15 protein-coding genes, 4 tRNA genes and 3 rRNA genes are annotated in these 25874 nt (G+C 45.8%); 13 read left to right on the top strand and 9 right to left on the bottom strand.

Annotated features, from left to right (window positions below; translation table 11 throughout):
* The first annotated feature begins 43 nt into the window (after positions 1 to 43).
* A complete protein-coding gene (locus tag AB8613_RS08390) occupies positions 44 to 985 on the top strand; it encodes a LysR family transcriptional regulator (RefSeq protein ID WP_285953982.1) in 942 nt (313 codons plus the stop codon).
* Between the two features lie 103 nt (positions 986 to 1088).
* Here the strand turns inward: AB8613_RS08390 and AB8613_RS08385 are convergent, their stop codons facing one another.
* From AB8613_RS08385 to fadB, 3 genes are all read right to left on the bottom strand, one after another.
* Positions 1089 to 2069: an MDR family oxidoreductase gene (locus AB8613_RS08385; protein WP_372383710.1), complete on the bottom strand. Its 981-nt coding sequence runs from the start codon at positions 2067 to 2069 to the stop codon at positions 1089 to 1091.
* A 241-nt stretch (positions 2070 to 2310) separates the two neighbouring features.
* Entirely contained in the window at positions 2311 to 3474 is a 1164-nt protein-coding gene (fadA, locus tag AB8613_RS08380) for an acetyl-CoA C-acyltransferase FadA (RefSeq protein WP_123285571.1), read from the bottom strand.
* A gap of 26 nt (positions 3475 to 3500) precedes the next feature.
* Positions 3501 to 5672, bottom strand: coding sequence for a fatty acid oxidation complex subunit alpha FadB (gene fadB, locus AB8613_RS08375; protein WP_121603654.1), 2172 nt, complete (start codon positions 5670 to 5672; stop codon positions 3501 to 3503).
* Between the two features lie 227 nt (positions 5673 to 5899).
* Here fadB and AB8613_RS08370 point away from each other — a divergent pair, with 227 nt between their 5' ends.
* The 10 genes from AB8613_RS08370 to AB8613_RS08325 all read left to right on the top strand — a co-directional run bounded on the left by AB8613_RS08370 (position 5900) and on the right by AB8613_RS08325 (position 14709).
* Entirely contained in the window at positions 5900 to 6523 is a 624-nt protein-coding gene (locus AB8613_RS08370) for a YigZ family protein (RefSeq protein ID WP_210447671.1), read from the top strand.
* Positions 6524 to 6557: 34 nt separating this feature from the next.
* Positions 6558 to 8015, top strand: a complete 1458-nt coding sequence (locus tag AB8613_RS08365; protein WP_017077285.1) for a TrkH family potassium uptake protein — start codon at positions 6558 to 6560, stop codon at positions 8013 to 8015.
* Positions 8016 to 8025: 10 nt separating this feature from the next.
* Positions 8026 to 8553 (top strand): menaquinone-dependent protoporphyrinogen IX dehydrogenase, encoded by a 528-nt coding sequence (gene hemG, locus AB8613_RS08360; RefSeq protein ID WP_146492807.1) that lies wholly within the window; start codon positions 8026 to 8028, stop codon positions 8551 to 8553.
* A 532-nt stretch (positions 8554 to 9085) separates the two neighbouring features.
* Positions 9086 to 10640, top strand: a 16S ribosomal RNA gene (locus AB8613_RS08355).
* A gap of 123 nt (positions 10641 to 10763) precedes the next feature.
* Positions 10764 to 10839, top strand: a tRNA-Glu gene (locus AB8613_RS08350).
* A 2-nt stretch (positions 10840 to 10841) separates the two neighbouring features.
* A tRNA-Lys gene (locus AB8613_RS08345) sits at positions 10842 to 10917 on the top strand.
* A 33-nt stretch (positions 10918 to 10950) separates the two neighbouring features.
* Positions 10951 to 11026 (top strand) — tRNA-Val (locus AB8613_RS08340).
* 364 nt (positions 11027 to 11390) lie between these two features.
* Positions 11391 to 14284 (top strand): 23S ribosomal RNA (locus tag AB8613_RS08335).
* Positions 14285 to 14396: 112 nt separating this feature from the next.
* Positions 14397 to 14512, top strand: a 5S ribosomal RNA gene (gene rrf, locus AB8613_RS08330).
* Together the 16S, 23S and 5S rRNA genes with 4 tRNA genes alongside form the textbook arrangement of a ribosomal RNA operon.
* Before the next feature lie 106 nt (positions 14513 to 14618).
* Positions 14619 to 14709, top strand: a tRNA-Ser gene (locus tag AB8613_RS08325).
* A 118-nt stretch (positions 14710 to 14827) separates the two neighbouring features.
* Here the strand turns inward: AB8613_RS08325 and ilvY are convergent.
* Positions 14828 to 15718 carry an HTH-type transcriptional activator IlvY gene (ilvY, locus tag AB8613_RS08320; RefSeq protein WP_372383709.1) on the bottom strand — a complete coding sequence of 297 codons (891 nt, stop codon included), beginning with the start codon at positions 15716 to 15718 and terminating at the stop codon, positions 14828 to 14830.
* 146 nt (positions 15719 to 15864) lie between these two features.
* Here ilvY and ilvC point away from each other — a divergent pair, with 146 nt between their 5' ends.
* Positions 15865 to 17349, top strand: coding sequence for a ketol-acid reductoisomerase (ilvC, locus tag AB8613_RS08315; protein ID WP_086711540.1), 1485 nt, complete (start codon positions 15865 to 15867; stop codon positions 17347 to 17349).
* 313 nt (positions 17350 to 17662) lie between these two features.
* Here ilvC and AB8613_RS08310 read toward each other — a convergent pair whose 3' ends face one another.
* From AB8613_RS08310 to AB8613_RS08295, 4 genes are all read right to left on the bottom strand, one after another.
* Positions 17663 to 17914: an accessory factor UbiK family protein gene (locus AB8613_RS08310; RefSeq protein WP_146491943.1), complete on the bottom strand. Its 252-nt coding sequence runs from the start codon at positions 17912 to 17914 to the stop codon at positions 17663 to 17665.
* A gap of 119 nt (positions 17915 to 18033) precedes the next feature.
* Entirely contained in the window at positions 18034 to 21156 is a 3123-nt protein-coding gene (locus AB8613_RS08305) for a multidrug efflux RND transporter permease subunit (protein ID WP_146491944.1), read from the bottom strand.
* Positions 21157 to 21167: 11 nt separating this feature from the next.
* Entirely contained in the window at positions 21168 to 22274 is a 1107-nt protein-coding gene (locus AB8613_RS08300) for an efflux RND transporter periplasmic adaptor subunit (RefSeq protein ID WP_060983266.1), read from the bottom strand.
* An 18-nt stretch (positions 22275 to 22292) separates the two neighbouring features.
* A complete protein-coding gene (locus AB8613_RS08295; RefSeq protein ID WP_010433399.1) occupies positions 22293 to 22874 on the bottom strand; it encodes a TetR/AcrR family transcriptional regulator in 582 nt (193 codons plus the stop codon).
* 180 nt (positions 22875 to 23054) lie between these two features.
* Here AB8613_RS08295 and rep point away from each other — a divergent pair, with 180 nt between their 5' ends.
* Positions 23055 to 25073 carry a DNA helicase Rep gene (rep, locus tag AB8613_RS08290; RefSeq protein WP_372383708.1) on the top strand — a complete coding sequence of 673 codons (2019 nt, stop codon included), beginning with the start codon at positions 23055 to 23057 and terminating at the stop codon, positions 25071 to 25073.
* Between the two features lie 95 nt (positions 25074 to 25168).
* Here rep and AB8613_RS08285 read toward each other — a convergent pair whose 3' ends face one another.
* Positions 25169 to 25582, bottom strand: a complete 414-nt coding sequence (locus AB8613_RS08285) for a cytochrome c5 family protein (RefSeq protein ID WP_017069626.1) — start codon at positions 25580 to 25582, stop codon at positions 25169 to 25171.
* Positions 25583 to 25874: the final 292 nt, after the last annotated feature.

Genomic DNA, 25874 nt, shown 5'->3' with positions numbered 1-25874 from the left:
AACTTAGTGACCAATGATAATTGTATACAGCTAGGTAAGTGGCGTGGAATTAGAAGACATCTATCGTAGAGACCTGAATTTACTGGTCGCCTTAAAAGTATTGATTGAAGAGGGCAGTGTTAGCCAAGCCGCGCTTCGTCTTAACTTAAGTCAATCGGCAACCAGTCGAGTGTTAGGGCGCTTAAGAGAACTACTTAACGATCCGCTGTTTACACGCCAAGGTCAGCACCTTATTCCTACCAAGAAAGCCCTCGAGATCAGTCAGCGCATTGATCAACCTTTGGAGTCTTTTCGCCAATTACTTAGCCCGAGTGATTTTGACCCCTATTACTGCAGTGAGCGCTTCCTGATTGCGACCACTGACTACGCGATGCAAACCATATTGCCTTATGCCCTGCCGAAAATTTACGAGCAAGCGCCTAATATCTCTTTGGAATTTGCACCGCTGCAGCATGAGCATTTGTTTAAGCAGCTCAGTACCGAACGTGTTGATATGGCGATTTGTCGTCCGAGTGGCAGCATTGCACCACTTCATCAAGAGGTCTTGGGACCGGTTGGTGTATCGTGTTTGTTATCTAAAAAACACCCATTGGCCGAGCAGCCTTTAAGCCTTGAGGATTATGTTTCTTTACCTCATGCGATGATTGCGATCAGTGATGGTGTTAAATCTTTATTAGACAACGCTTTAGCTAATCAACAGCCTCGTAAAATGGTGCTGCGCGCTTATCATCTTGAAGCGGCATTAGCGATTGTCGATAGAATGCCATTAGTGATCACAGTACCTGCTGATTTGGCTTATTTGGTAGCAGAGCGTTATGACTTAGTCGTTAAACCGTTGCCATTTGAGTTTATGCCGTTTGATTACTCACTGATCTGGCATGCTCGTTGCGACTCTTCTGCTTCACAGCAATGGTTAAGAAGAGTGGTCAAAGAAGAGTGTGGCGAGCTGATTCAAAAACGGATTGCGGATGTAGGTTTGGGTTAATTGAGACTTAGTTTGGACTCACTCGACCTAAATGACAAAAACGCAAAAGGGCTGATTACTATCAGCCCTTTGTTATTTTGGGTTACGGGAGTTTAATTCACAATTACAGTTTAATAACAACGCGACCAGTGATTTGACCGTTAGTGATGTCTTCTGCGGCTTGAATTGCACCGTCTAAAGACACTTCTGTGGTTGCTTGAGCGTAGAAAGATTCTGGTAGTAGCTCAGCCAGCTGTTCCCACGCTTTAATGCGTTTTTCACGAGGGCACATTACAGAATCAACACCTTGTAGACGAACGTTACGTAGAATGAATGGCATTACTGTTGTTGGTAAGTCAAAACCGCCTGCTAGACCACACATCGCAACTGCACCGTTGTAATCAATTTGCGCCAATACTTTTGCAAGTACTTTGCTACCTACAGTATCGATAGCACCAGCCCACAGTTGTTTTTCTAGTGGTTTAGCTGGTTCTTCTAGTTCAGCACGTTCAACAATGCGTGTCGCGCCTAGTGATTTTAGTAGTTCACCGTTTTCTGAAGCTCGGCCTGTTACTGCTGCTACTTTGTAACCTAGTTGGTTTAGTAGAGTGATAGACACACTGCCTACGCCGCCACTTGCACCTGTTACTAGGATTTCCCCGTCTTCTGGCTTGATGCCTGCATCTACGATTGCTTGCACACAAAGCATAGCGGTGAAGCCAGCAGTACCGATTGCCATTACTTTTTTCGCGTTTAGACCTTTAGGCATAGGCACTAACCAGTCACCGTTTAGGCTTGCTTTCTCAGCCATGCCACCCCAGTGACCTTCACCAACACCCCAACCAGTCAGAACTACTTCGTCGCCCGCTTTGTAGCGAGGGTCATCAGATTGTGAAACCACACCAGAAAGGTCGATACCAGGAACCATCGGGAAGTTGCGAACAATGCGCCCTTTACCTGTAATCGCCAAACCATCTTTGTAGTTCAAAGAAGAGTAGCTTACATCGATCTTCACGTTGCCTTCTGGTAATTGAGACTCTTCAATTTGAGAAACTGATGCGATAGTTTTTTTGTCTTCTTGGTTTAGTACAAGTGCTTTAAACATGATCTGCTCCATGGGAGAAATATTAGGAAACTGAAGTAACTGTAGTTGAATCATCCGAGAAAAAATAATGAAACATCAACATTGAATCTATGCGTTTTGTGCATAGATGTAAGTAGTGATTTTCTTTCGCTAAATTCGGTGAACGAATCTATGTATTGTTGGATGTCGAGTAATAAAAAGTGCAGCTATATAAATATAGCTGCACAAAAGATTACTCTTCAAGTATTACCGTCAGTGATCGCTATGGGCGTTCAAATACCGTTGCAATACCTTGACCTAAACCAATACACATGGTCGCTAAGCCGTATTTCACATCTTGTGCTTCCATTAGGTTGATTAGGGTCGTCGAGATACGAGAGCCAGAACAACCCAGTGGGTGACCAAGAGCAATCGCACCGCCGTTAAGGTTTACTTTATCATCAACCACATCCAGTAGACCTAGGTCTTTCGCACACGGAAGAGATTGAGCGGCAAACGCTTCGTTTAGCTCAATCACACCCATATCTTCAATGGTTAGGCCTGCACGTTTAAGTGCTTTTTGTGTAGCTGGGACAGGGCCGTAACCCATGATTGAAGGATCGCAACCTGCGATAGCCATCGACTTCACGCGAGCACGAATCTTGAGGCCAAGTGCGTTGGCTTTCTCTTCGCTCATGATTAGCATTGCAGAAGCACCATCAGACAGAGCTGATGACGTACCTGCTGTTACTGTGCCGTTTGCCGGGTCAAATACCGGGCGAAGCTGAGATAGGCCTTCAACCGTTGTCTCTGGACGAATGACTTCATCGTAATCCAGAGTGAACAGTGAACCGTCTGCCGCGTGAGCTTCTGTTGGTAGGATTTCATTTTTGAAACGACCTTCAACTGTTGCTGCTTGAGCGCGAGCATGTGAGCGCGCTGCGAATGCATCTTGGTCTTCACGGCTAATACCGTGCATTTTACCTAGCATCTCAGCCGTTAGGCCCATCATACCGGCAGCTTTCGCTACGTGTTTAGACATGCCTGGGTGAAAATCAACACCATGGTTCATTGGTACATGACCCATGTGTTCGACACCACCTATCAGGCAAATTTCAGCATCGCCAACCATGATAGAGCGGGTTGCATCATGCAGAGCTTGCATAGATGAGCCACATAAACGGTTGACCGTTACCGCACCAATCTCAATCGGTAGACCAGCAAGCAAAGCAGCGTTACGTGCCACGTTGAAGCCTTGCTCTAGCGTTTGTTGCACACAACCCCAGTAAATGTCTTCAATTTCGACAGGGTTTACTTCTGGGTTGCGCTCTAAAATGCCTTTCATCAAATGTGCAGATAGATCTTCAGCACGAGTGTGACGGAAAGCTCCACCTTTGGAACGTCCCATTGGGGTACGAAGGCAATCAACAACAACTACATTTTTCATTTTGCTATTCCTTTTCCAAATGTGGGTTACAGAGAACTGGCTTGTTGACCGTCGTAAAAGCTTTCGCCCTTCGCTGCCATATCAAGCAATAGTTGAGGAACTTGGTACATTGCACCTAAGTCTTGGTAGCTCTTCGCCATTTCAACGAAGTTACCAATACCCACACTGTCTAAGTAGCGGAATACGCCGCCTCTGAATGGAGGGAAGCCTAAACCATAAACCAGTGCCATATCCGCTTCTTGCGGTGTCGCGATGATGCCTTCTTCTAAACAAAGCACCACTTCGTTGATCATAGGAATCATCACACGTTGGATAATTGTCTGGTCATCAAAGTCTTGTGGCTGTTGGCATACGTCAGCCAAGATAGGAAGAATGTCTTCAGAGAAAGTTTTCTTCGGACGACCGCGTTTGTCTACGCTGTACGTGTAGAAACCGCTGCCGTTCTTCTGGCCGTATTTTTCAGCGACATAAAGCGCGTCAATCGCATCACGCTCTTCTTTACCCATACGCTCAGGGAAACCTTGCGCCATTACTGCTTGGGCATGGTGTGCTGTGTCTAAACCAACAACGTCTAGTAGGTATGCTGGGCCCATTGGCCAACCGAACTTACGCTCCATGACTTTATCGATTTTAGTGAAGTCAGCGCCGTCACGTAGCAACATGCTGAAACCGCCAAAGTAAGGGAAAAGTACACGGTTTACGAAGAAGCCAGGGCAGTCATTAACAACGATAGGGGATTTGCCCATTTTCGCTGCGTAAGCGACTACGCGATTAATTGTTTCTTCTGAAGTATGCTCACCACGGATGATCTCAACCAAAGGCATGCGGTGTACTGGATTAAAGAAGTGCATGCCACAGAAGTTTTCTGGGCGCTTTAAAGATTTCGCTAACAGGTTGATTGGAATCGTTGAGGTATTTGATGTTAGAACCGTGTCTTCACCAACCAAACCTTCCACTTCGCTCAGTACCGCTGCTTTTACTTTAGGATTCTCTACAACTGCTTCCACAATCACATCTGATTGCTCAACACCTGCATAGTGTAGACTTGGAGTAATAGAAGACAGAATTCCTGCCATCTTGAATCCATCTAGGCGACCGCGTGATAAGCGTTTATTCAACAGCTTAGAAGCCTCGTTCATACCAAGATCAAGAGACGCTTGTGCGATGTCTTTCATCATCACTGGCACGCCCTTTAACGCTGACTGGTAAGCAATTCCGCCACCCATGATGCCAGCGCCAAGTACTGCTGCGCGTTCAGTTGCTTTATTCGCAGACTTACCAGCTTGTTTTGCTAAGCCTTTAATGTATTGGTCATTCAAGAATAAACCGACAAGGGCTTTTGCTTCTTCAGATTTTGCTAGCTTAACGAAGTGTTTGCGTTCGATGTCTAACGCCGCATTGCGATCGCTGCGCGCTGCTTCTTCAATTGCAATCACAGAAGTAATCGGAGCTGGGTAGTGAGGCCCTGCTTTTTGAGCCACTAAGCCCTTAGCCATGGTAAAGCTCATCATCGCTTCTAGTTTGCTTAGTGAAAGCGCTGACGTTTTTTGTTTGCGGCGTAGCTGCCAATCAAGTTTCTCATTGGCTGCCAAAGAAACCGTGTTGATCGCTGATTCTAGTAGTTGGTCTGTTTCAACAATCGCATCTAACAAGCCAACTTTAAGCGCTTCATCTGCACGGCATGCTTTGCCTTGAGTGATAATTTCCATCGCGCTGTCAGCACCGATAACACGAGGTAGGCGCACACAACCACCAAAACCAGGCATGATGCCAAGTTTGGTTTCTGGTAGACCTATGCTGGTGGTCTTGTCACCGATACGGAAATCGGTAGCGAGTACACATTCACAGCCGCCGCCAAGGGCATGGCCACGCATCATTGAAAGAGTTGGGACAGGAAGGTCTTCGAGCTTGCTGAAGATTGAATTAGCGAATCTTAACCATTCATCAAGTTCTGCTTCTGGCTTAGCAAATAGGCCAAGAAATTCAGTGATGTCTGCGCCCACAATGAACGCGTCTTTGTTTGAAGTTAAGATTAAACCACGTAATCCTGCGTGAGCATTAAGGGCATCTAACGCTTTATCTAGTGATTCTAAAGTTGCAAGGTCGAGTTTGTTTACAGATGCCGGTGCACAGAAGTTTAATTCCGCAATACCATCTTGTAATTCCTTTACCTGTAGGGTGTTAGCTTGGTAAATCATTGTCTATCTCCATGACATACAATCCACGATTGTTTGAGAGAATCTTGTTATCTTTCTATTATTGTAGAATACCTGGTAAGACCAGTTATCTTAGTCTGTACCTGTGGTTGATTAATTTCAATACATTTTTTAAACAATTGTTTAACATTGTGCGATAGCACAGATCCTCTAACCCTTATTATTCACGCGTGATACACTTCTCCGCTCTTATTTACTAAGTTAACGATATGAATGAACAGCCCTATTTAATACCGTCAGCTTCAGCTCTGTTTGAAGAAGAGATAAAAAAGAGCGTCTTTATTACGCACCTTGCTCATACACCAAGTATAGAAACTGCTAAACAATTCGTAGAGCAGGTAAAAAAAGAGCACTCTTCAGCGCGACATAACTGTTGGGGCTTTGCTGCAGGGCGACCTGAAGACTCGATGAAGTGGGGCTTTAGTGATGATGGCGAACCCTCGGGTACTGCGGGTAAGCCTATCTTGGCGCAACTGTCTGGTTCGGGTGTTGGCGAGTTAACGGCTGTAGTCACTCGCTATTCAGGTGGAATTAAGCTTGGTACTGGTGGTTTAGTTAAGGCTTATGGTGGTGGAGTACAACAAGCTCTCAAGCTGCTTCAAACTATCGAGAAAAAAATAACCACAAAATTACGGCTAGAGTTAGACTATGGCTTTGTGCCGATTGCACAATCCATCATGGCTCAGCATCAGGCTGTTGAAGTCCAAGCGGATTATGGTGTTCAAGTTGAGCTTATTATTGAAATAGAGCTCCTTCAGGTAGATTCGTTTACCCAAACCATGATCAATAAAAGCGGTGCTAAGGCACTGGTAACGAAAGTCAAAGACAACTAGGAAGTGTGAAGCATTTCGCTTCGTTCAATAGCTCATGCAATTTCGCTCAATTATTCGAATCGTCGGATTATTATTAGCACTTTTTAGTGTATCAATGCTCGCGCCTGCGCTCGTCGCACTGATCTATCGAGATGGTGCGGGTGTGCCATTTGTGACGACCTTTTTTGTTCTCTTATTCTGTGGAGCAACCTGCTGGTTTCCAAACCGGCGTTATAAGCATGAATTGAAAGCGCGTGATGGCTTCTTGATTGTTGTTTTATTCTGGACGGTAATCGGTAGTGCTGGTGCGCTGCCGTTTTTGATCGCCGATAACCCCAATGTGTCGGTAACCGATGCTTTCTTCGAATCCTTTTCTGCATTAACAACCACGGGCGCGACCGTTATTGTCGGCCTCGATGATCTGCCTAAGGCGATTCTGTTTTACCGCCAGTTCCTGCAATGGTTTGGTGGTATGGGTATCATCGTATTGGCGGTAGCCATCCTTCCGGTTCTGGGCATCGGTGGTATGCAGCTATATCGTGCAGAAATCCCGGGCCCTGTAAAAGACAGTAAGATGACTCCGCGTATTGCTGAAACGGCAAAAGCGCTTTGGTACATCTATCTGAGTCTAACGATTGCTTGTGCGGTGGCGTTTTGGCTTGCAGGGATGAGCTTTTTTGATGCTATAAGTCATAGCTTCTCTACTATTGCGATTGGTGGCTTCTCGACTCACGATGCGAGTATGGGCTATTTCAACAGCCCTGCTATCAACATGATTACGGTCGTGTTCCTTCTTATCTCTGCGTGTAACTATTCGCTTCACTTTGCTGCATTTGCTTCTGGTGGTGTGCATCCTAAGTATTATTGGAAAGATCCTGAATTCCGCGCCTTTATCTTTATTCAAGCAGTCTTGTTCTTAGTTTGTTTCTTATTACTGCTTAATCACCACTCTTATGACTCGTATTACGATGCTTTTGATCAAGCCTTGTTCCAAACGGTGTCTATTTCAACAACCGCAGGCTTCACCACCACAGGTTTCTCTGAGTGGCCGTTATTCTTACCTGTGCTGCTCCTGTTCTCTTCTTTTATAGGGGGCTGTGCAGGTTCAACGGGTGGCGGTATGAAAGTCATTCGAATATTACTGCTTACCTTGCAAGGTGCTCGTGAAATGAAGCGCCTTGTCCACCCGCGAGCTGTCTATACCATCAAGGTTGGCGGTTCGGCACTACCACAGCGTGTCGTCGATGCGGTTTGGGGCTTCTTCTCTGCATACGCATTGGTTTTTGTGGTTTGTATGTTGGCTCTGATTGCAACTGGTATGGATGAGCTGAGTGCTTTCTCTGCCGTAGCGGCAACATTGAATAACCTTGGCCCGGGCTTAGGTGAAGTGGCAATGCACTTCGGCGATGTGAATGACAAGGCTAAGTGGGTGTTGATCGTATCTATGCTGTTTGGTCGTTTAGAGATATTCACCTTATTAATTTTATTGACCCCTACGTTTTGGCGTAGCTAAGGACAACATTTTGGCAAAAGCTCTATTTTTGTATTCAAGCCGTGAAGGGCAGACCAAGAAAATCTTGAACTATATAAAAGAAGAAATGAATGAGTTCGAATGTGAGCTTCAAGATCTGCACACCATTGGTAATGTCGACTTTGCTCAATACGACAGAGTGTTGATTGGCGCATCTATTCGCTATGGGCATCTCAATAAGAAGCTATATCAGTTCATTGATGCCAACCTTGATCAGCTGCAATCAAATAAGGTTGCCTTCTTTTGCGTTAACTTAACAGCGCGTAAAGAAGACCAAGGAAAAGATACCCCTGAAGGTAGCGCCTATATTAAGAAGTTTCTTCTAAAGTCCCCATGGCAGCCGACTCTAATCGGTGTGTTTGCTGGCGCACTCTATTATCCACGTTATAACTGGTTCGATAAAACCATGATTCGCTTCATTATGAATATGACAGGTGGTGAAACGGATACAACCAAGGAAGTCGAATACACAAACTGGGAAAAAGTCTCTTTATTCTCTAAGAAACTGCAAGATATGTAAGAGAAAAGCCTACTTTTGAGGCGTTTTGTGCTCTTTTTAATCGAACGAATAAAAAAACGAGAAAAACTTCAAAAAGGGCTTGCCAGTGTGATCGAAATCTCTATAATGCGACCTCGTTGAAACGGGAAGGCTTCGTAAGAAACCAAAACGAATCAGCAGGTCAAATTAGCCAAGCTAAGCGCTTGAAAAAAGTTTTGAAAATAGTGGTTGACACTAAAACTTAAATCGCTAAAATGGCCGTCCGATTTGAGCGAAGCTCAAAAAGGAAAAGCTCTTTAACAATTTAAACCTATCAATCTGTGTGGGCACTCGTTGATGAATATCAAAACGTTTTATCGTTAGATAAAACAGATTCTTCGGAATTAAAATTGATTTCAATGAACTGAGTGACCAATACAAAGTTAAGTTTACTTAATTTTGGCACAGTCAATTCATTACCATTCTGTTGGAATGGTAATAGCTTTAGAATTACATGTTCATGTTTACATGAATATTAGTTTTGAAGTCAGTATTCGTTGAGTCACAAAATCTTAAATTGAAGAGTTTGATCATGGCTCAGATTGAACGCTGGCGGCAGGCCTAACACATGCAAGTCGAGCGGAAACGACACTAACAATCCTTCGGGTGCGTTAATGGGCGTCGAGCGGCGGACGGGTGAGTAATGCCTAGGAAATTGCCTTGATGTGGGGGATAACCATTGGAAACGATGGCTAATACCGCATAATGCCTACGGGCCAAAGAGGGGGACCTTCGGGCCTCTCGCGTCAAGATATGCCTAGGTGGGATTAGCTAGTTGGTGAGGTAATGGCTCACCAAGGCGACGATCCCTAGCTGGTCTGAGAGGATGATCAGCCACACTGGAACTGAGACACGGTCCAGACTCCTACGGGAGGCAGCAGTGGGGAATATTGCACAATGGGCGAAAGCCTGATGCAGCCATGCCGCGTGTATGAAGAAGGCCTTCGGGTTGTAAAGTACTTTCAGTTGTGAGGAAGGGGGTAGTGTTAATAGCGCTATCTCTTGACGTTAGCAACAGAAGAAGCACCGGCTAACTCCGTGCCAGCAGCCGCGGTAATACGGAGGGTGCGAGCGTTAATCGGAATTACTGGGCGTAAAGCGCATGCAGGTGGTTCATTAAGTCAGATGTGAAAGCCCGGGGCTCAACCTCGGAACTGCATTTGAAACTGGTGAACTAGAGTACTGTAGAGGGGGGTAGAATTTCAGGTGTAGCGGTGAAATGCGTAGAGATCTGAAGGAATACCAGTGGCGAAGGCGGCCCCCTGGACAGATACTGACACTCAGATGCGAAAGCGTGGGGAGCAAACAGGATTAGATACCCTGGTAGTCCACGCCGTAAACGATGTCTACTTGGAGGTTGTGGCCTTGAGCCGTGGCTTTCGGAGCTAACGCGTTAAGTAGACCGCCTGGGGAGTACGGTCGCAAGATTAAAACTCAAATGAATTGACGGGGGCCCGCACAAGCGGTGGAGCATGTGGTTTAATTCGATGCAACGCGAAGAACCTTACCTACTCTTGACATCCAGAGAAGCCAGCGGAGACGCAGGTGTGCCTTCGGGAGCTCTGAGACAGGTGCTGCATGGCTGTCGTCAGCTCGTGTTGTGAAATGTTGGGTTAAGTCCCGCAACGAGCGCAACCCTTATCCTTGTTTGCCAGCGAGTAATGTCGGGAACTCCAGGGAGACTGCCGGTGATAAACCGGAGGAAGGTGGGGACGACGTCAAGTCATCATGGCCCTTACGAGTAGGGCTACACACGTGCTACAATGGCGCATACAGAGGGCAGCAAGCTAGCGATAGTGAGCGAATCCCAAAAAGTGCGTCGTAGTCCGGATTGGAGTCTGCAACTCGACTCCATGAAGTCGGAATCGCTAGTAATCGTAGATCAGAATGCTACGGTGAATACGTTCCCGGGCCTTGTACACACCGCCCGTCACACCATGGGAGTGGGCTGCAAAAGAAGTGGGTAGTTTAACCTTTCGGGGAGGACGCTCACCACTTTGTGGTTCATGACTGGGGTGAAGTCGTAACAAGGTAGCCCTAGGGGAACCTGGGGCTGGATCACCTCCTTATACGAAGATACTCACGATAAGTGTCCACACAGATTGATTAGGTTTAGAAAAGCAAAGAGATGAAGAACTCCCAAGTTCTTCAAAGTTTGTTTCTACTTTTTTTAGTGGAGATAAATTAGCAGTGTCCCGTTCGTCTAGAGGCCTAGGACACCGCCCTTTCACGGCGGTAACAGGGGTTCGACTCCCCTACGGGATACCATTGGGTCGTTAGCTCAGTTGGTAGAGCAGTTGACTTTTAATCAATTGGTCGCAGGTTCGAATCCTGCACGACCCACCATTCTTTCTCCACGAAGGAATTAAAACTTTTAGTGGGCGATTAGCTCAGTTGGGAGAGCACCTGCCTTACAAGCAGGGGGTCACTGGTTCGAGCCCGGTATCGCCCACCATTCTCTAAATATTCTTGGAAGTTAAAACTCCAAACCACTTCTTATGTCGCTGGTTTGATTTTTCGACTGTGAGAGTCTTTAGAAAATGTGAATTTTAGAACACTGGTTCTTAAAGTCTCATGCTCTTTAACAATTTGGAAAGCTGACTGATTGATTACTTACGAGTAATTCAATCAAATTTAAAAGTTCTCAATGTTTATCTTTCATTAGATAAACACAACAAACACATTCAAGTGTCTTGTATTCGATTCAAACTTATTTGAATCACATTGAGTCCGGCAAACAGTTATCAAGAATTAACCCTTCTTGATGACAACCAAAAACCTTGGTTAGTTGCCATACATAAGACCCTTTCGGGTTGTATGGTTAAGTGACTAAGCGTACACGGTGGATGCCTTGGCAGTCAGAGGCGATGAAAGGCGTAATAACTTGCGATAAGCCCAGATTAGGTAGTAATAACCTTTTGAGTCTGGGATTCCTGAATGGGGAAACCCACTTACATAAGTAAGTATCCTGTTGTGAATACATAGCAACAGGAGGCAAACCGGGGGAACTGAAACATCTAAGTACCCCGAGGAAGAGAAATCAACCGAGATTCCGAAAGTAGCGGCGAGCGAAATTGGATTAGCCCTTAAGCTTTTAATGAGACAGATGAAGGCTCTGGAAAGTGCCGCAATAAAGGGTGATAGCCCCGTAATCGACATCTCATCATCAGTGAAAACGAGTAGGGCGGGACACGTGATATCCTGTCTGAATATGGGGGGACCATCCTCCAAGGCTAAATACTACTGACTGACCGATAGTGAACCAGTACCGTGAGGGAAAGGCGAAAAGAACCCCTGTGAGGGGAGTGAAATAGAACCTGAAACCGTGTACGTACAAGCAGTAGGAGCACCTTCGTGGTGTGACTGCGTACCTTTTGTATAATGGGTCAGCGACTTAATTTTAGTAGCAAGGTTAACCGTTTAGGGGAGCCGTAGGGAAACCGAGTCTTAACTGGGCGTACAGTTGCTAGGATTAGACCCGAAACCAGGTGATCTAGCCATGGGCAGGTTGAAGGTTGAGTAACATCAACTGGAGGACCGAACCGACTAATGTTGAAAAATTAGCGGATGACTTGTGGCTAGGGGTGAAAGGCCAATCAAACCTGGAGATAGCTGGTTCTCCCCGAAAGCTATTTAGGTAGCGCCTCGGACGAATACTACTGGGGGTAGAGCACTGTTAAGGCTAGGGGGTCATCCCGACTTACCAACCCTTTGCAAACTCCGAATACCAGTAAGTACTATCCGGGAGACACACGGCGGGTGCTAACGTCCGTCGTGGAGAGGGAAACAACCCAGACCGCCAGCTAAGGTCCCAAAGTATAGCTAAGTGGGAAACGATGTGGGAAGGCTCAGACAGCCAGGATGTTGGCTTAGAAGCAGCCATCATTTAAAGAAAGCGTAATAGCTCACTGGTCGAGTCGGCCTGCGCGGAAGATGTAACGGGGCTAAGCTATACACCGAAGCTGCGGCTACGTACCTTAGGGTATGTGGGGTAGGGGAGCGTTCTGTAAGCCGTTGAAGGTGGTCTGTAAGGGCTGCTGGAGGTATCAGAAGTGCGAATGCTGACATGAGTAACGATAAAGGGAGTGAAAAACTCCCTCGCCGGAAGACCAAGGGTTCCTGTCCAACGTTAATCGGGGCAGGGTAAGTCGACTCCTAAGGCGAGGCCGAAAGGCGTAGTCGATGGGAAACGGGTTAATATTCCCGTACTTCTTACAATTGCGATGGGGGGACGGAGAAGGCTAGGTGGGCCTGGCGACGGTTGTCCAGGTTCAAGTACGTAGGCGGGTGGTTTAGGTAAATCCGGACCGCTACTAACGCTGAGATACGATGTCGAGCTACTACGGTAGTGAAGTCATTGATGCCATGCTTCCAGGAAAAGCCTCTAAGCTTCAGATTGTAAGGAATCGTACCCCAAACCGACACAGGTGGTCGGGTAGAGAATACCAAGGCGCTTGAGAGAACTCGGGTGAAGGAACTAGGCAAAATGGTACCGTAACTTCGGGAGAAGGTACGCTCTTATCAGTGAAGTCCCTTGCGGATGGAGCAGACGAGAGTCGCAGATACCAGGTGGCTGCAACTGTTTATTAAAAACACAGCACTGTGCAAAATCGTAAGATGACGTATACGGTGTGACGCCTGCCCGGTGCCGGAAGGTTAATTGATGGGGTTAGACTTCGGTCGAAGCTCTTGATCGAAGCCCCGGTAAACGGCGGCCGTAACTATAACGGTCCTAAGGTAGCGAAATTCCTTGTCGGGTAAGTTCCGACCTGCACGAATGGCGTAATGATGGCCACGCTGTCTCCACCCGAGACTCAGTGAAATTGAAATCGCTGTGAAGATGCAGTGTACCCGCGGCTAGACGGAAAGACCCCGTGAACCTTTACTACAGCTTGGCACTGAACATTGAACCTACATGTGTAGGATAGGTGGGAGACTTTGAAACCGCGTCGCTAGATGTGGTGGAGTCGTCCTTGAAATACCACCCTTGTAGTTTTGATGTTCTAACGTTGGTCCCTGAATCGGGATTACGGACAGTGCCTGGTGGGTAGTTTGACTGGGGCGGTCTCCTCCCAAAGAGTAACGGAGGAGCACGAAGGTGGGCTAAACACGGTTGGACATCGTGTGGTTAGTGCAATGGCATAAGCCCGCTTGACTGCGAGAATGACAATTCGAGCAGGTGCGAAAGCAGGTCATAGTGATCCGGTGGTTCTGAATGGAAGGGCCATCGCTCAACGGATAAAAGGTACTCCGGGGATAACAGGCTGATACCGCCCAAGAGTTCATATCGACGGCGGTGTTTGGCACCTCGATGTCGGCTCATCACATCCTGGGGCTGAAGTCGGTCCCAAGGGTATGGCTGTTCGCCATTTAAAGTGGTACGCGAGCTGGGTTTAGAACGTCGTGAGACAGTTCGGTCCCTATCTGCCGTGGGCGTTGGAAAATTGAAAGGGGCTGCTCCTAGTACGAGAGGACCGGAGTGGACGAACCTCTGGTGTTCGGGTTGTCATGCCAATGGCATTGCCCGGTAGCTAAGTTCGGAATCGATAACCGCTGAAAGCATCTAAGCGGGAAGCGAGCCTTGAGATGAGTTTTCCCTGACGCTATAAGCGTCCTAAAGGGTTGTCGTAGACTACGACGTTGATAGGCAGGGTGTGTAAGTGCTGCGAGGCATTGAGCTAACCTGTACTAATTGCCCGTGAGGCTTAACCATACAACACCCAAGGGGTTTTGTGGACTCAAAGACAGACCTTGAATGAGTTTGAAGAGAATAACTTTTATAGCTCTATTAAATAGAGAAGCAGCTTTCCGAATTTTAAAATTTGCTTGGCGACCATAGCATTGTGGACCCACCTGATTCCATGCCGAACTCAGAAGTGAAACACAATAGCGCCGATGGTAGTGTGGGGCTTCCCCATGTGAGAGTAGGACATCGCCAGGCTTTAATTTATTTTCACTTTTTTAAAAGTGAAGACAAAAAGGTATCGTTACCTGTACATACATGTAACAACATCTACAGTGTACTAATCTGTTGATGACAATTTGTTGGAGGGATGGCTGAGTGGTCGAAAGCACCGGTCTTGAAAACCGGCAACCGTTAATAGCGGTTCTAGGGTTCAAATCCCTATCCCTCCACCACCATTAGAAAGCCCGCTGAGAAATCAGCGGGCTTTTTTCTTATCTGAGATATACATAAATGAAAAGAGGGAAGAGCACTGACGTGCTCTTCCCTCTTTTGTATTGAAAATAACGACTATTAGTCTGTTAAATATTTCCCTTCTGCAACTTGCCAGAACGCTCGAATTAGAGGGTTATCTAATTGTGCTCGCTTACAACATACACCCAATTCAAACGGTTTGATGGGTTCTATCTTTAAACGGTCTACTTTATCTCTTACTGGACTGTTGTTAATGACCACATCTGGCGCGATACCAACCCCACAACCAAGGGCAACCATGCTCACGATTGCCTCATGCCCTGAAACCTGAGCGTAAATATTGGGTTTTATCTTCATCTTTTTGAACCATGCGTTTGCACGCTCTCGGGCCGTTCCTGCTTCTGGGATGATAAAAGGTACTTCATTCCAGTTTGGTTTATCAGATTGTAGTTGTTGGCTAAAGCTACTCACTCCTGATGGGATGATAACGGAAAGTGGTATATCGCTGATGGTCTCGAATTCTAGCCTTGAAGGAAGGATGTCTGGCTTTGCAGAGATCGCGATATCCGCCTCATCATTTAAGATCTTGTCGATGGATTGAGCCGGATCGCCAGTAGAGAGCTTAAATTCAATATACGGATGAATAGCCCTAAATTCGGTTATGAGTTCAGGTAGGTGACTGTAGCTAGCTGTCACAGAACAAAATATACGTATTTCACCTTTAAGCTCTTGTTCTCCGCCCTTCAGATGAAGGTTATATTGTTGCCATTCGCCAACGATGTTCAATGCCACAGGTAATAGATGTTTACCTGCTGGGGTCAGATCAACACTGCGGTTGTCTCTGATAAGCAGCTCTTGTCCCGTTTCCTCTTCAAGCTTTTGTATCTGACGGCTCAGCGCTGAAGGGCTGACATGCATAGCAGCAGCGGTTTTACTGAAACTCTTGCTGTCACATAAATGTATAAATAATTGTAGAGATTTTATGTTCATGTTCTGCGATCGTTTCCATGTTGCATTTATTGCAATAACTAATTGTGAATATATCACTTTCAGCAACGGAGTGTCTGTTTTAGTATGAAGTCATTCGATAGAGAAATATCGACCTTACGGACTTATTTTTAAAGGAGTGCCCTAGAATGGCTAACTATTTCAATACATTAAACCTTCGTGAACAACTAGACCAATTAGGTCGTTGCCGCTTTATGGATCGTGAAGAATTTGCGACAGAAGCTGAATATCTTGAAGGTAAGAAAATCGTAATTGTTGGTTGTGGTGCTCAAGGCCTAAACCAAGGTCTAAACATGCGTGATTCTGGTCTAGACGTATCTTACGCCCTACGCCAAGCGGCAATTGACGAGAAGCGTCAATCATTCAAAAATGCTGATGAGAACGGCTTTGTTGTGGGTAGCTACGAAACACTAATCCCTCAAGCAGACCTAGTAATCAACCTGACTCCAGACAAGCAACACACAAACGTTGTTGAAACTGTAATGCCTCTAATGAAAGAAGGCGCTGCACTTGGTTACTCTCACGGCTTTAACGTTGTTGAAGAAGGCATGCAATTACGTTCTGACCTTACGGTAGTAATGGTTGCACCTAAGTGTCCTGGTTCTGAAGTTCGCGAAGAGTACAAGCGTGGTTTCGGTGTACCAACACTGATCGCTGTTCACCCAGAAAATGACCCTAAAGGCGAAGGCTGGGATATCGCTAAAGCTTGGGCTGCTGGTACCGGTGGTCACCGTGCAGGTTGCCTAGAGTCTTCTTTCGTAGCGGAAGTTAAATCTGACCTTATGGGCGAGCAAACTATCCTTTGTGGCATGCTACAAGCAGGTTCTATCGTATCTTACGAGAAGATGATTGCTGACGGCATTGAACCAGGTTACGCAGGCAAGCTTCTACAATACGGTTGGGAAACAATCACTGAAGCACTTAAGTTCGGTGGCGTAACTCACATGATGGATCGTCTATCTAACCCAGCTAAAGTTAAAGCGTTTGAGCTTTCGGAAGAGCTTAAAGACCTAATGCGTCCGCTTTACAACAAGCATATGGATGACATCATTTCTGGTCATTTCTCTAGCACTATGATGGCTGACTGGGCGAACGATGATGTGAACCTACTAGGCTGGCGTGAAGAAACAGGCGAAACTGCATTCGAAAACTACCCAGCTTCTGACGTAGAAATCTCAGAGCAAGAGTACTTCGATAACGGTATTCTTATGGTTGCTATGGTTCGTGCCGGTGTTGAGCTAGCATTCGAAGCTATGACTGCATCAGGTATCATCGATGAGTCTGCTTACTACGAATCTCTACATGAGCTTCCACTAATCGCAAACACAGTTGCTCGTAAGCGTCTGTACGAAATGAACGTAGTAATCTCTGATACAGCTGAGTACGGTAACTACCTATTCGCTAACGTAGCAACACCGCTATTACGTGAGAAGTTCATGCCTTCAGTTGCAACTGACGTAATCGGTCGTGGTCTAGGTGAAACATCTAACCAAGTAGATAACGCTAAACTAATCGAAGTTAACGAAGCTATCCGTAACCACCCTGTAGAGTACATTGGTGAAGAGCTACGTAGCTACATGAGCGACATGAAACGTATCGCTGTAGGCGGTTAATTCGTCGCTTAGATTAGATATTGCGAATTTGTAGAAAAAGCAAAGCAGTATCAATAACTCCTTACAGGTTGGAGTTATGAATAAGCAACACAACATCTAATGAAAAGGCTTGGTCGCCGTTGACCAAGCCTTTTTTGTTTTTCAGAGGTGGAAGTCGAGAATGTTTTGCGTACCAGAGGACGATAGCTTTTAAACTAAGTCATTCCTGAAAGTGGCGAAGAAACGTGGCCGGGAATCTCTCCTTATTATTCTCGCTCGCATAAAAAAGGGCTGACGTTTTCACGTCAACCCTTCTATGTTTTTCGCTGATAACTTACTTGTCAGCAAACTTAGCTTCTAGATCTGCTAGCTTCTGTTCCATTTCAGTTAGCTTTTGGCGAGTGCGAAGCAGTACTTGTGTTTGAACATCAAACTCTTCACGGCTCACAACGTCTAGCTTGTTTAGCTGGCCTTGGATAACCTGGCGAACTTTTTGGTCTACGTCTGAACCAAGCTCTTTTACTGGTTGAGGCATAGAATCGTGGATCTGCTTAGCAATCTGCTCTAATTTTTTTGGATCAAACATATCAATTAAAACTCCTGAATATTTACTACTATTCTATTTAATCACACTTGAGATGTCGCCTATGGCGTATAAAAAAAGGCCACCGAAGTAGCCTTTTTATTGTTAATACGACTTAGCGATTACTTATTATCAGCTAATTCTCTGTGTGCCGCTTTTGCTTCATCGACACGAGCTAGCTTTTCTAGGTCTTTGTCTTCAACAAATACAGGTAGAGGTTTGTGTTTTTCAGCCAGGTAGCTGTAAATCACGGGCAGTACAAATAGCGTGAAGAGAGTACCAATCGCTAAACCAGCAACGATTACGATACCAATACTAAAGCGCTGAGCCGCACCCGCACCACTTGCGTACATCAGTGGGATTAGACCTGCGATCATCGCCGCCGTTGTCATCAGGATTGGACGAAGACGAACCTTCGCAGCTTCCATTACCGCTTCGATACGAGTCTTGTGATGATGTAGCTGCTCTTCTTTTGCAACTTCACAGATCAAGATACCGTGTTTGGTAATCAGACCAACCAAGGTGATCAAACCTACCTGCGAGTAGATGTTCATCGTTGCCGCACCCCAAGCTAGAGCTATTAGAGCACCACAGATCGCCAGTGGTACAGATACCATGATAACCAATGGATCCTTAAGAGATTCGAATTGAATCGCAAGTACCAAGAAGATGATAGCCAGTGCTAGACCAAAGGTCGCGTAAAGTGCGCTACCTTCAGTTACGTATTGGCGCGCTTCACCCATGTAATCGTGGTTGTAGCCACTTGGTAGTTTATTTGCTGCTGTATCTTCAAACCAAGCAATTGCATCACCCATTGCCGCACCTGGTGCAGGTACCGCACCAATCGTCGCTGAGTTCAATTGGTTGAAGTGAGGAAGAGAACGAGGTTCTGCCACAACATCAATCGTAATTAAACTGCCTAGTGGAACGGCGTTACCATCAGCTGCTCGAACGTAGTAGTTGTTCATCGACTCTGGGTTCAAACGGAATTTACGTTCAACCTGAGGAATTACCTCGTAAGAACGTCCATTCAAGTCAATACGGTTGACGTAGCCATCTGACATCATGGTACCTAGCGTGATACCGATATCTTGCATGGTCACACCGTATGCGCCTGCTTTATCCTTGTCGATGTTGATCTTCATGGTTGCTGAGTCGTAGTTCAGGTCGAGATCTGAATATACAAACAGTGGGTTTGAAGATACATCAGCCAGAATATCAGTGGTGATTTGGAACAAGCTTTCAAAACTGTTTGGCGTTGTAATGACAAACTGAATTGGAAGGCCTGAACCTGCACCTGGTAGTTCTGGCATTTGGAACGCTGTTACCGCCATTCCAGGAACATCTTTCACCAAACCACCAACGCGGTTTGCTACTTCTGATTGGCTTGCTTCACGCTCACTCCATGGAACCATAGATGCAATACCAAACGCTTGGTTTGCATTAGGAACACCAGTAAACACCTGCGCGTACGCTACTTCTGGCTGGTCAGACAGAATTGTGTTTACGTCGTTCATGGTATTTTGCATGAAGTCTAAGTTCGCATTCGAAGGTGCCGTACCCATTAGCATGATTACACCCTTATCTTCTGAAGGTGCTAATTCACTAGGGATGAACTTGAATAACATCGGCAAACTTGCAAATACGATGATAGCAAAGCCAATGAATACTGGACGATGCTGCATTACCGCGCCAAGCATACGCTCGTAACGGTTAGTCATACCATCCAGTACACCATGAACTTTCTGTTCAAACTTGCTTGGCTCAGCGTGAGCTTTCAGCATTTTTGAACACATCATTGGCGATAGCGTAAGTGCCACAATACCTGACACGAAAACCGAACCTGCTAGGGTTAACGCAAACTCTTTAAATAGCGAGCCTGTGATACCACCCATCATTGCGATTGGAGCATATACCGCACCTAGCGTTAGTGTCATTGCGATAACAGGGACCGCAATTTCACGGGTACCGATAATTGCCGCACGGAAAGGGGACTCCCCGAGCTTGATGTGCCGGTCGACGTTCTCAAGTACTACGATCGCATCATCTACCACTAAGCCGATGGCGAGTACCATTGCCAGGAGTGTCATCAGGTTCCAAGAGAAACCCATTGCCTGCATTACCATTGCCACACCAATCAAAGACAGTGGGATAGTAACGATAGGAATCAGTACCGCTCGGAATGAACCTAAGAACAAGGTGATTACGATCAATACGATTAATGCAGCTTCAAGGATTGTCTTGATAACCTCTTGAATTGACTCGTTAATAGCAATAGTTGAATCGTACATTACGTTCATAGAGATGTTGCTTGGTAGGTTCTTCTCTAGTTGAGGAAGAAGCTCAAGTACATCTGCAGCGATGTTGATTGGGTTGGCACTTGGTGCCGCATTGATCGCAGCAACAACCGCTTCCTGACCGTTTGCACTTGCACGGTAAACGTCGTGGCTTTTCTCTAGAGAAACCTTAGCGATGTCAGACAGACGAATAATCTCACCTTCACCACTTCTAACGACTAAGTTCTCTAATTCTTCAGTGTTCGATACTTGCGTGTCGGCACTGCCGTTATAAAGAACAAACTCGCCGGTTGCTTGACCTGTAGCCGATTGGTAGTTGTTGGCATTCAATACCGTCATTACATCACTAGCAGTTAGGTTAACTGCAGCCATTTTTGACGGGTCTAGCCATACGCGTAGTGCGTATTTCATGCCACCGTATAGGTCAACTTTCGATACACCATTTACCGTAAATAGCTGCGGGTTAATTACACGCTCTAGATAATCGGTAATTTGGCTCGACACCAACTCATCACTAGTAAAACCAATGTAGAGTACAGCTGTTGTTGAACCAGTCGACATGGTTACGGTTGGATCTTCCGCTTCTTTTGGAAGCTGAGAACGCACCGAGTTTGTCTTGGCCAGTATGTCAGACAGCGCTGCATTCGGGTCGGTGTTCAACTTCATGTTCACCGTAATCGTCGAGCTACCGAGTACAGAAGAGGAAGTCATATAGTCGATGTTATCCGCTTGCGCCACAGCCTGTTCGAGGGGTTGGGTGATAAAGCCTTGGATAAGATCGGCACTTGCACCGTAGTAACTCGTGGTTACGGTTACTACGGTATTCGTCATTTCAGGGTATTCACGCACCTGCATTTTGAAAATTGCTTGTAAGCCAAGCAGCGCAATCAAAAAGCTGATGGATACCGCTAGAACTGGACGTTTAATAAAAACATCAGTAAAGCGCATTGTGCCTCCAGTTACAGCTTAGGTGTTTCAGATGGTGGAGTGATTGCATCACTTTCAACAACCTTAACTTTGGCGCCGTTACTTAGACGTACTTGGCCAGAAGTTACAACCGTATCGCCAGCTTTAACGCCTTCAAGGATGTGCGCGATATCTGCTGTGCGTTCACCAACTTTCACGACGTGTTGAGCAACACGCTGAACGCCGTCTTCTTCAGTCAGGATGTAAACATTGTCACCGTATAGAGTGAAAGTAATCGCTGTTTGAGGCAGAGTTACTTGATTCTCTAGTTTAGGCAGAATGATGTTAGCGCGAGCGAACATGCCGCTACGAAGTTTGCCATCATTGTTTGGAATATCTGCTTGAACTTGGATAAGACCACTTTGGATGCTAACAGCGGGTTCAATTGCACTAATGGAGCCTTCAAACGGTGTTTCTGGGTAAGCATCAACAAAGATGTCGACAGCTTGGCCTACATTGATACGAGAGATGTCGGTTTGAGAAACCGTGAAGCGAAGGCGCATTACACTGGTATCTTCTAAACGAACGATATCTGTACCCGATTGCAGGTATTGACCTAGGTATACGTTACGAATACCAACAGTACCGTCGAATGGTGCACGAATTTCACGGCGCTCGATCGATGCTTTTAAGCTTTCAATGTCAGCAGATAGAGAGTAGTAGTTTGCCTCTGCTTCATCGTATGCTTCTTTTGAAATAGAGCCTTTCTTAAACAGGCCTTGGTAGCGTTTGTATTTTGCTTTTGCCGCAGGCAGGCGAGCTTCAGAACTCTTTAAGTTGGCTTTTTCTACGCCAGAATCAAGACGAACAAGAAGTTGGTCATTTTTAACGTCAGTTCCTGAACCAAAAGAGATTTGGTCAATAACACCGCTAGTTTCATTAGCTAGTGTCACACCTTGGTTAGGTTCGATGAAGCCGATAGCTTCAATCACTGGAACCCAGTCGATCGGCTGAACTTCAGTCACTGTTACTGGAAACTCTGGTTCAGGGCGGTTGGCCATATACTCAGCAATTTTTTGTTGTTTGAACATGTTGAACCCAATAACGCTGCCGAAAAGTAGTACAGCGATGAGTAACATGAAGAAAGTCCACTTTTTCATTATGGTCAAAACTCCGATCTAGTGTTTAATTATTGCGTCCCAACTGGCTTCAATTGCAGCTTCTAGTGCAGCCTCGTCGAGTTGGTAAAATCCTAAAGAATGCTTTCGCGCTAGAGATACACTAGCTGCTAAGCTCAAGCCACTTAGTACTTCATTATCAAGTGGTTTAAACAATCCTTGCTCTTTACCCTCATTAAATAGCAGCTCAACTTGGGCAAACATTTTACGTTCTAGTTCCCTGAAGTTTAGGCTATTTGTTATGGGTAGTGAGTCATACTGAACCCGATTTTTGATCGCCGCTAAGTTCGTTCCTGCTAAGTTCCATATGTTGAGCCACATGGTTCTATAGCGTTGCTTTATTGGATCCGAATCATTAACCCCTTCTTGAACAGCATCAGCTACTCTTTGAGTCACGAGCACTCGAACATCATCTATCAAGTGGTCTTTATCATCGAAGTAGCGGTAGATAGTGCCTGCAGCAACCCCCGCCTCTTTGGCTAATTTTTGCATTGAAAGGCCTTGAAAGCCGACCTCGGCAATGAGCTTTTCAGCGGCAGAAAGTATTTGTTGGCGTTTATCCTGAGGTGCATGAGTTGTCATTATTCTATCACCAGTGAATGAACGTTCATTCATTATAGCCTAAGAACCACACACATGTGCAACAAAGTTTTACACATGCAGCGTAAAAATCTTGTATAAGAGAACGTAGCATTCGAGGTGTTGCAGCATTATTATAGGCGCGCAATTTAATTCGCTCCTCTAGACCAAATTGAGAACCAAATGAAACTGAACCCAAGACAAGATGAAGCCGTGAAATATGTTTCGGGCCCCTGCTTAGTATTAGCGGGCGCTGGATCCGGTAAAACACGTGTTATCACGAATAAGATCGCTTACTTGGTTCAAGAGTGTGGCTATAAGGCGCGTAATATTGCTGCGGTAACCTTTACCAATAAAGCGGCACGTGAGATGAAAGAGCGTGTTGGACAAACTCTTGGTAAAGGTGAGTCGAAAGGTCTGATCGTTTCAACGTTTCACACCATGGGTTTAACTATCATTCGTCGTGAATATAAAGCACTGGGTTTGAAAGCGGGTTTTTCTCTATTTGATGATCAAGACCAGTTAGCTCTGTTAAAAGAGTTAACTGAAAGACAAATTGATGGCGATAAGGATTTATTGCGTGCATTGATGAGTGCGATTTCGAATTGGAAGAATGACATGCTGACGCCAGATCAGGCGAAAGCTCGAGCTCAAGGCGAACAAGAACAGCTTTTTGCATTCTGTTTTGAGATGTACCAAAAACAGATGAAGGCCTATAACGCACTCGACTTTGATGATTTGATTGCGATGCCGGTATTACTGCTCAAAACCAATCAAGAAGTACGCGAGCGTTGGCAGTCGCGTATTCGCTACTTATTGGTGGATGAATACCAAGATACCAACACCAGCCAATATGAACTGGTTCGCTTGCTTGTTGGAGAGCGCGGCCGCTTGACGGTGGTAGGTGATGACGACCAATCTATCTATTCATGGCGTGGTGCAAAACCGCAAAACTTGGTGCTGCTTGGTGAGGACTACCCGAACCTACGCTTGATCAAACTAGAGCAAAACTATCGTTCAACCAGTCGAATCTTACGTGCGGCGAACATCTTGATCGCCAACAACCCACACGTTTATGAAAAGTCACTGTTCTCAGAGATCCCAGACGGTGAAAAGCTCAAGGTACTGAATGCTAAGAATGAAGAGCATGAGGCCGAGCGTATTACCGGTGAGATCATCGCTCATAAGTTTTTGAACCGTACTGAATATAAAGATTACGCAGTGCTTTACCGTGGTAACCATCAATCGCGCTTGATTGAAAAAGCGCTGATGCAGAACCGCGTGCCTTACAAGATCTCCGGCGGCACCTCTTTCTTCGCCAGAGCAGAAATTAAAGACATCATGGCTTACCTGCGTGTGTTGGTGAACCCAGATGATGACAACGCCTTCCTACGTATTGTAAACACACCGCGTCGTGAGATTGGTCCGGTGACGCTTGAGAAATTAGGCAGCTACGCCAACATGCGTGGTAAAAGCTTGTTTGAAGCAAGCTTTGAAATGGGCTTAGAGCAAACGCTGACGGGGCGTGGTTTAGAAAACCTGCGCCGATTCGGTGATTGGATTGTTCGTATCTCGGATAATGCTGAACGTGGTAATACGGTTGAGGCTGTTCGTTCTTTGGTTCGTGATATTAACTATGAAGATTGGTTATACGAAACCTCTGCGAGCCCGAAAGCTGCTGAAATGCGAATGAAGAACGTTTCTGATCTTTATAGTTGGATTGTGGCCGATCTTGAGGGTGACAACTACGACAAAGAAGAGAAAACCCTACGCGAGGTGGTTCAACGTTTAACGCTGCGCGACATGATGGAACGAGGTGAAGATGATGACGATGCAGATCAAGTTCAATTAATGACATTGCACGCATCGAAAGGCCTAGAGTTTCCGTATGTATTTCTGATGGGTGCTGAAGAGGGTATCTTGCCGCACCAAACCAGTGTCGATGAAGGTAACGTAGAAGAAGAGCGTCGTCTGATGTATGTAGGGATTACTCGAGCTCAGAAAGAGCTGACCTTTACTAAGTGTCGTGAACGTCGTCAGTATGGCGAGTTGATTAAGCCAACACAAAGCCGCTTCTTAGATGAACTGCCACATGGTGATGTGGAGTGGGAAAGCGTGAAGAAGCCACAGTCCGCTGAAGAGCGAATGGAGAAAGGGCAGGCGCACATTGCTAACATTCGTGCGATGTTCAATAAGAAGTAACTCTCTACTTAATTAACACCATATAGAAGCCAATAAAAAGGTGACCATGAGGTCACCTTTTTTGAATCTGGCATTTTTAATTACAGATCGGTAAATTACAGACCGGCAATCATGTGCTCGATAGCATCTTTGATTTCGTCGTCTGAACAGTCCATACATGAACCTTTCGCAGGCATCGCATTGAAACCGTTGATTGCGTGGTCAGCTAGGATGTCGCGACCTTGAGCAATACGAGGACCCCAGTCACCAGCATCACCTGTTTTAGGTGCGCCACTTACGCCAGATGCGTGACAAGCGATACAAAAGGTACCGTAAACTGCTGCGCCATCACGAGGGCCTGTTGGTTCTGCGGCTACTGGCTCGCTGCCGACTAGGTAAACTTGGCCAACTGGTTTGATGCGTTCAGCAATTGCATCTTGCTCCGCTTCGCTAAGGCCTGCAGCCATTGCGCCAGTTGAAAAGGTTAAAACTGCGATGACAACGCTTAAAATTCGACGAGACATATCCATTAAACTCACTTTACATTCCCAAGGTAAGTACATGCTTACCAATTTATAGTGTTGGAAGGGTGTTTTGGCTTTAACCAGCAAAGAGCAACTGTTAAACCAATGTAAATAATGGGTGATTATATCCCGATAAGTTGTTGCAATAAACAACAACTTATAAGCTGTGGCAGGTTGTAGTACTCAAATAAGGGGTTTATCACATATTAACTGTCGAAAAAGAGACCAAACAGAAAAAAAAGTTAAAAAAGTACTAGACGGCATTGGGTGATATACGTATTATTCCACTCCGCCGACA

The organism is Vibrio sp. BS-M-Sm-2, from assembly GCF_041504345.1.
Classification (GTDB): Bacteria; Pseudomonadota; Gammaproteobacteria; order Enterobacterales; family Vibrionaceae; genus Vibrio; species Vibrio satsumensis.
This window is presented reverse-complemented; position numbering and strand designations above follow the sequence as displayed.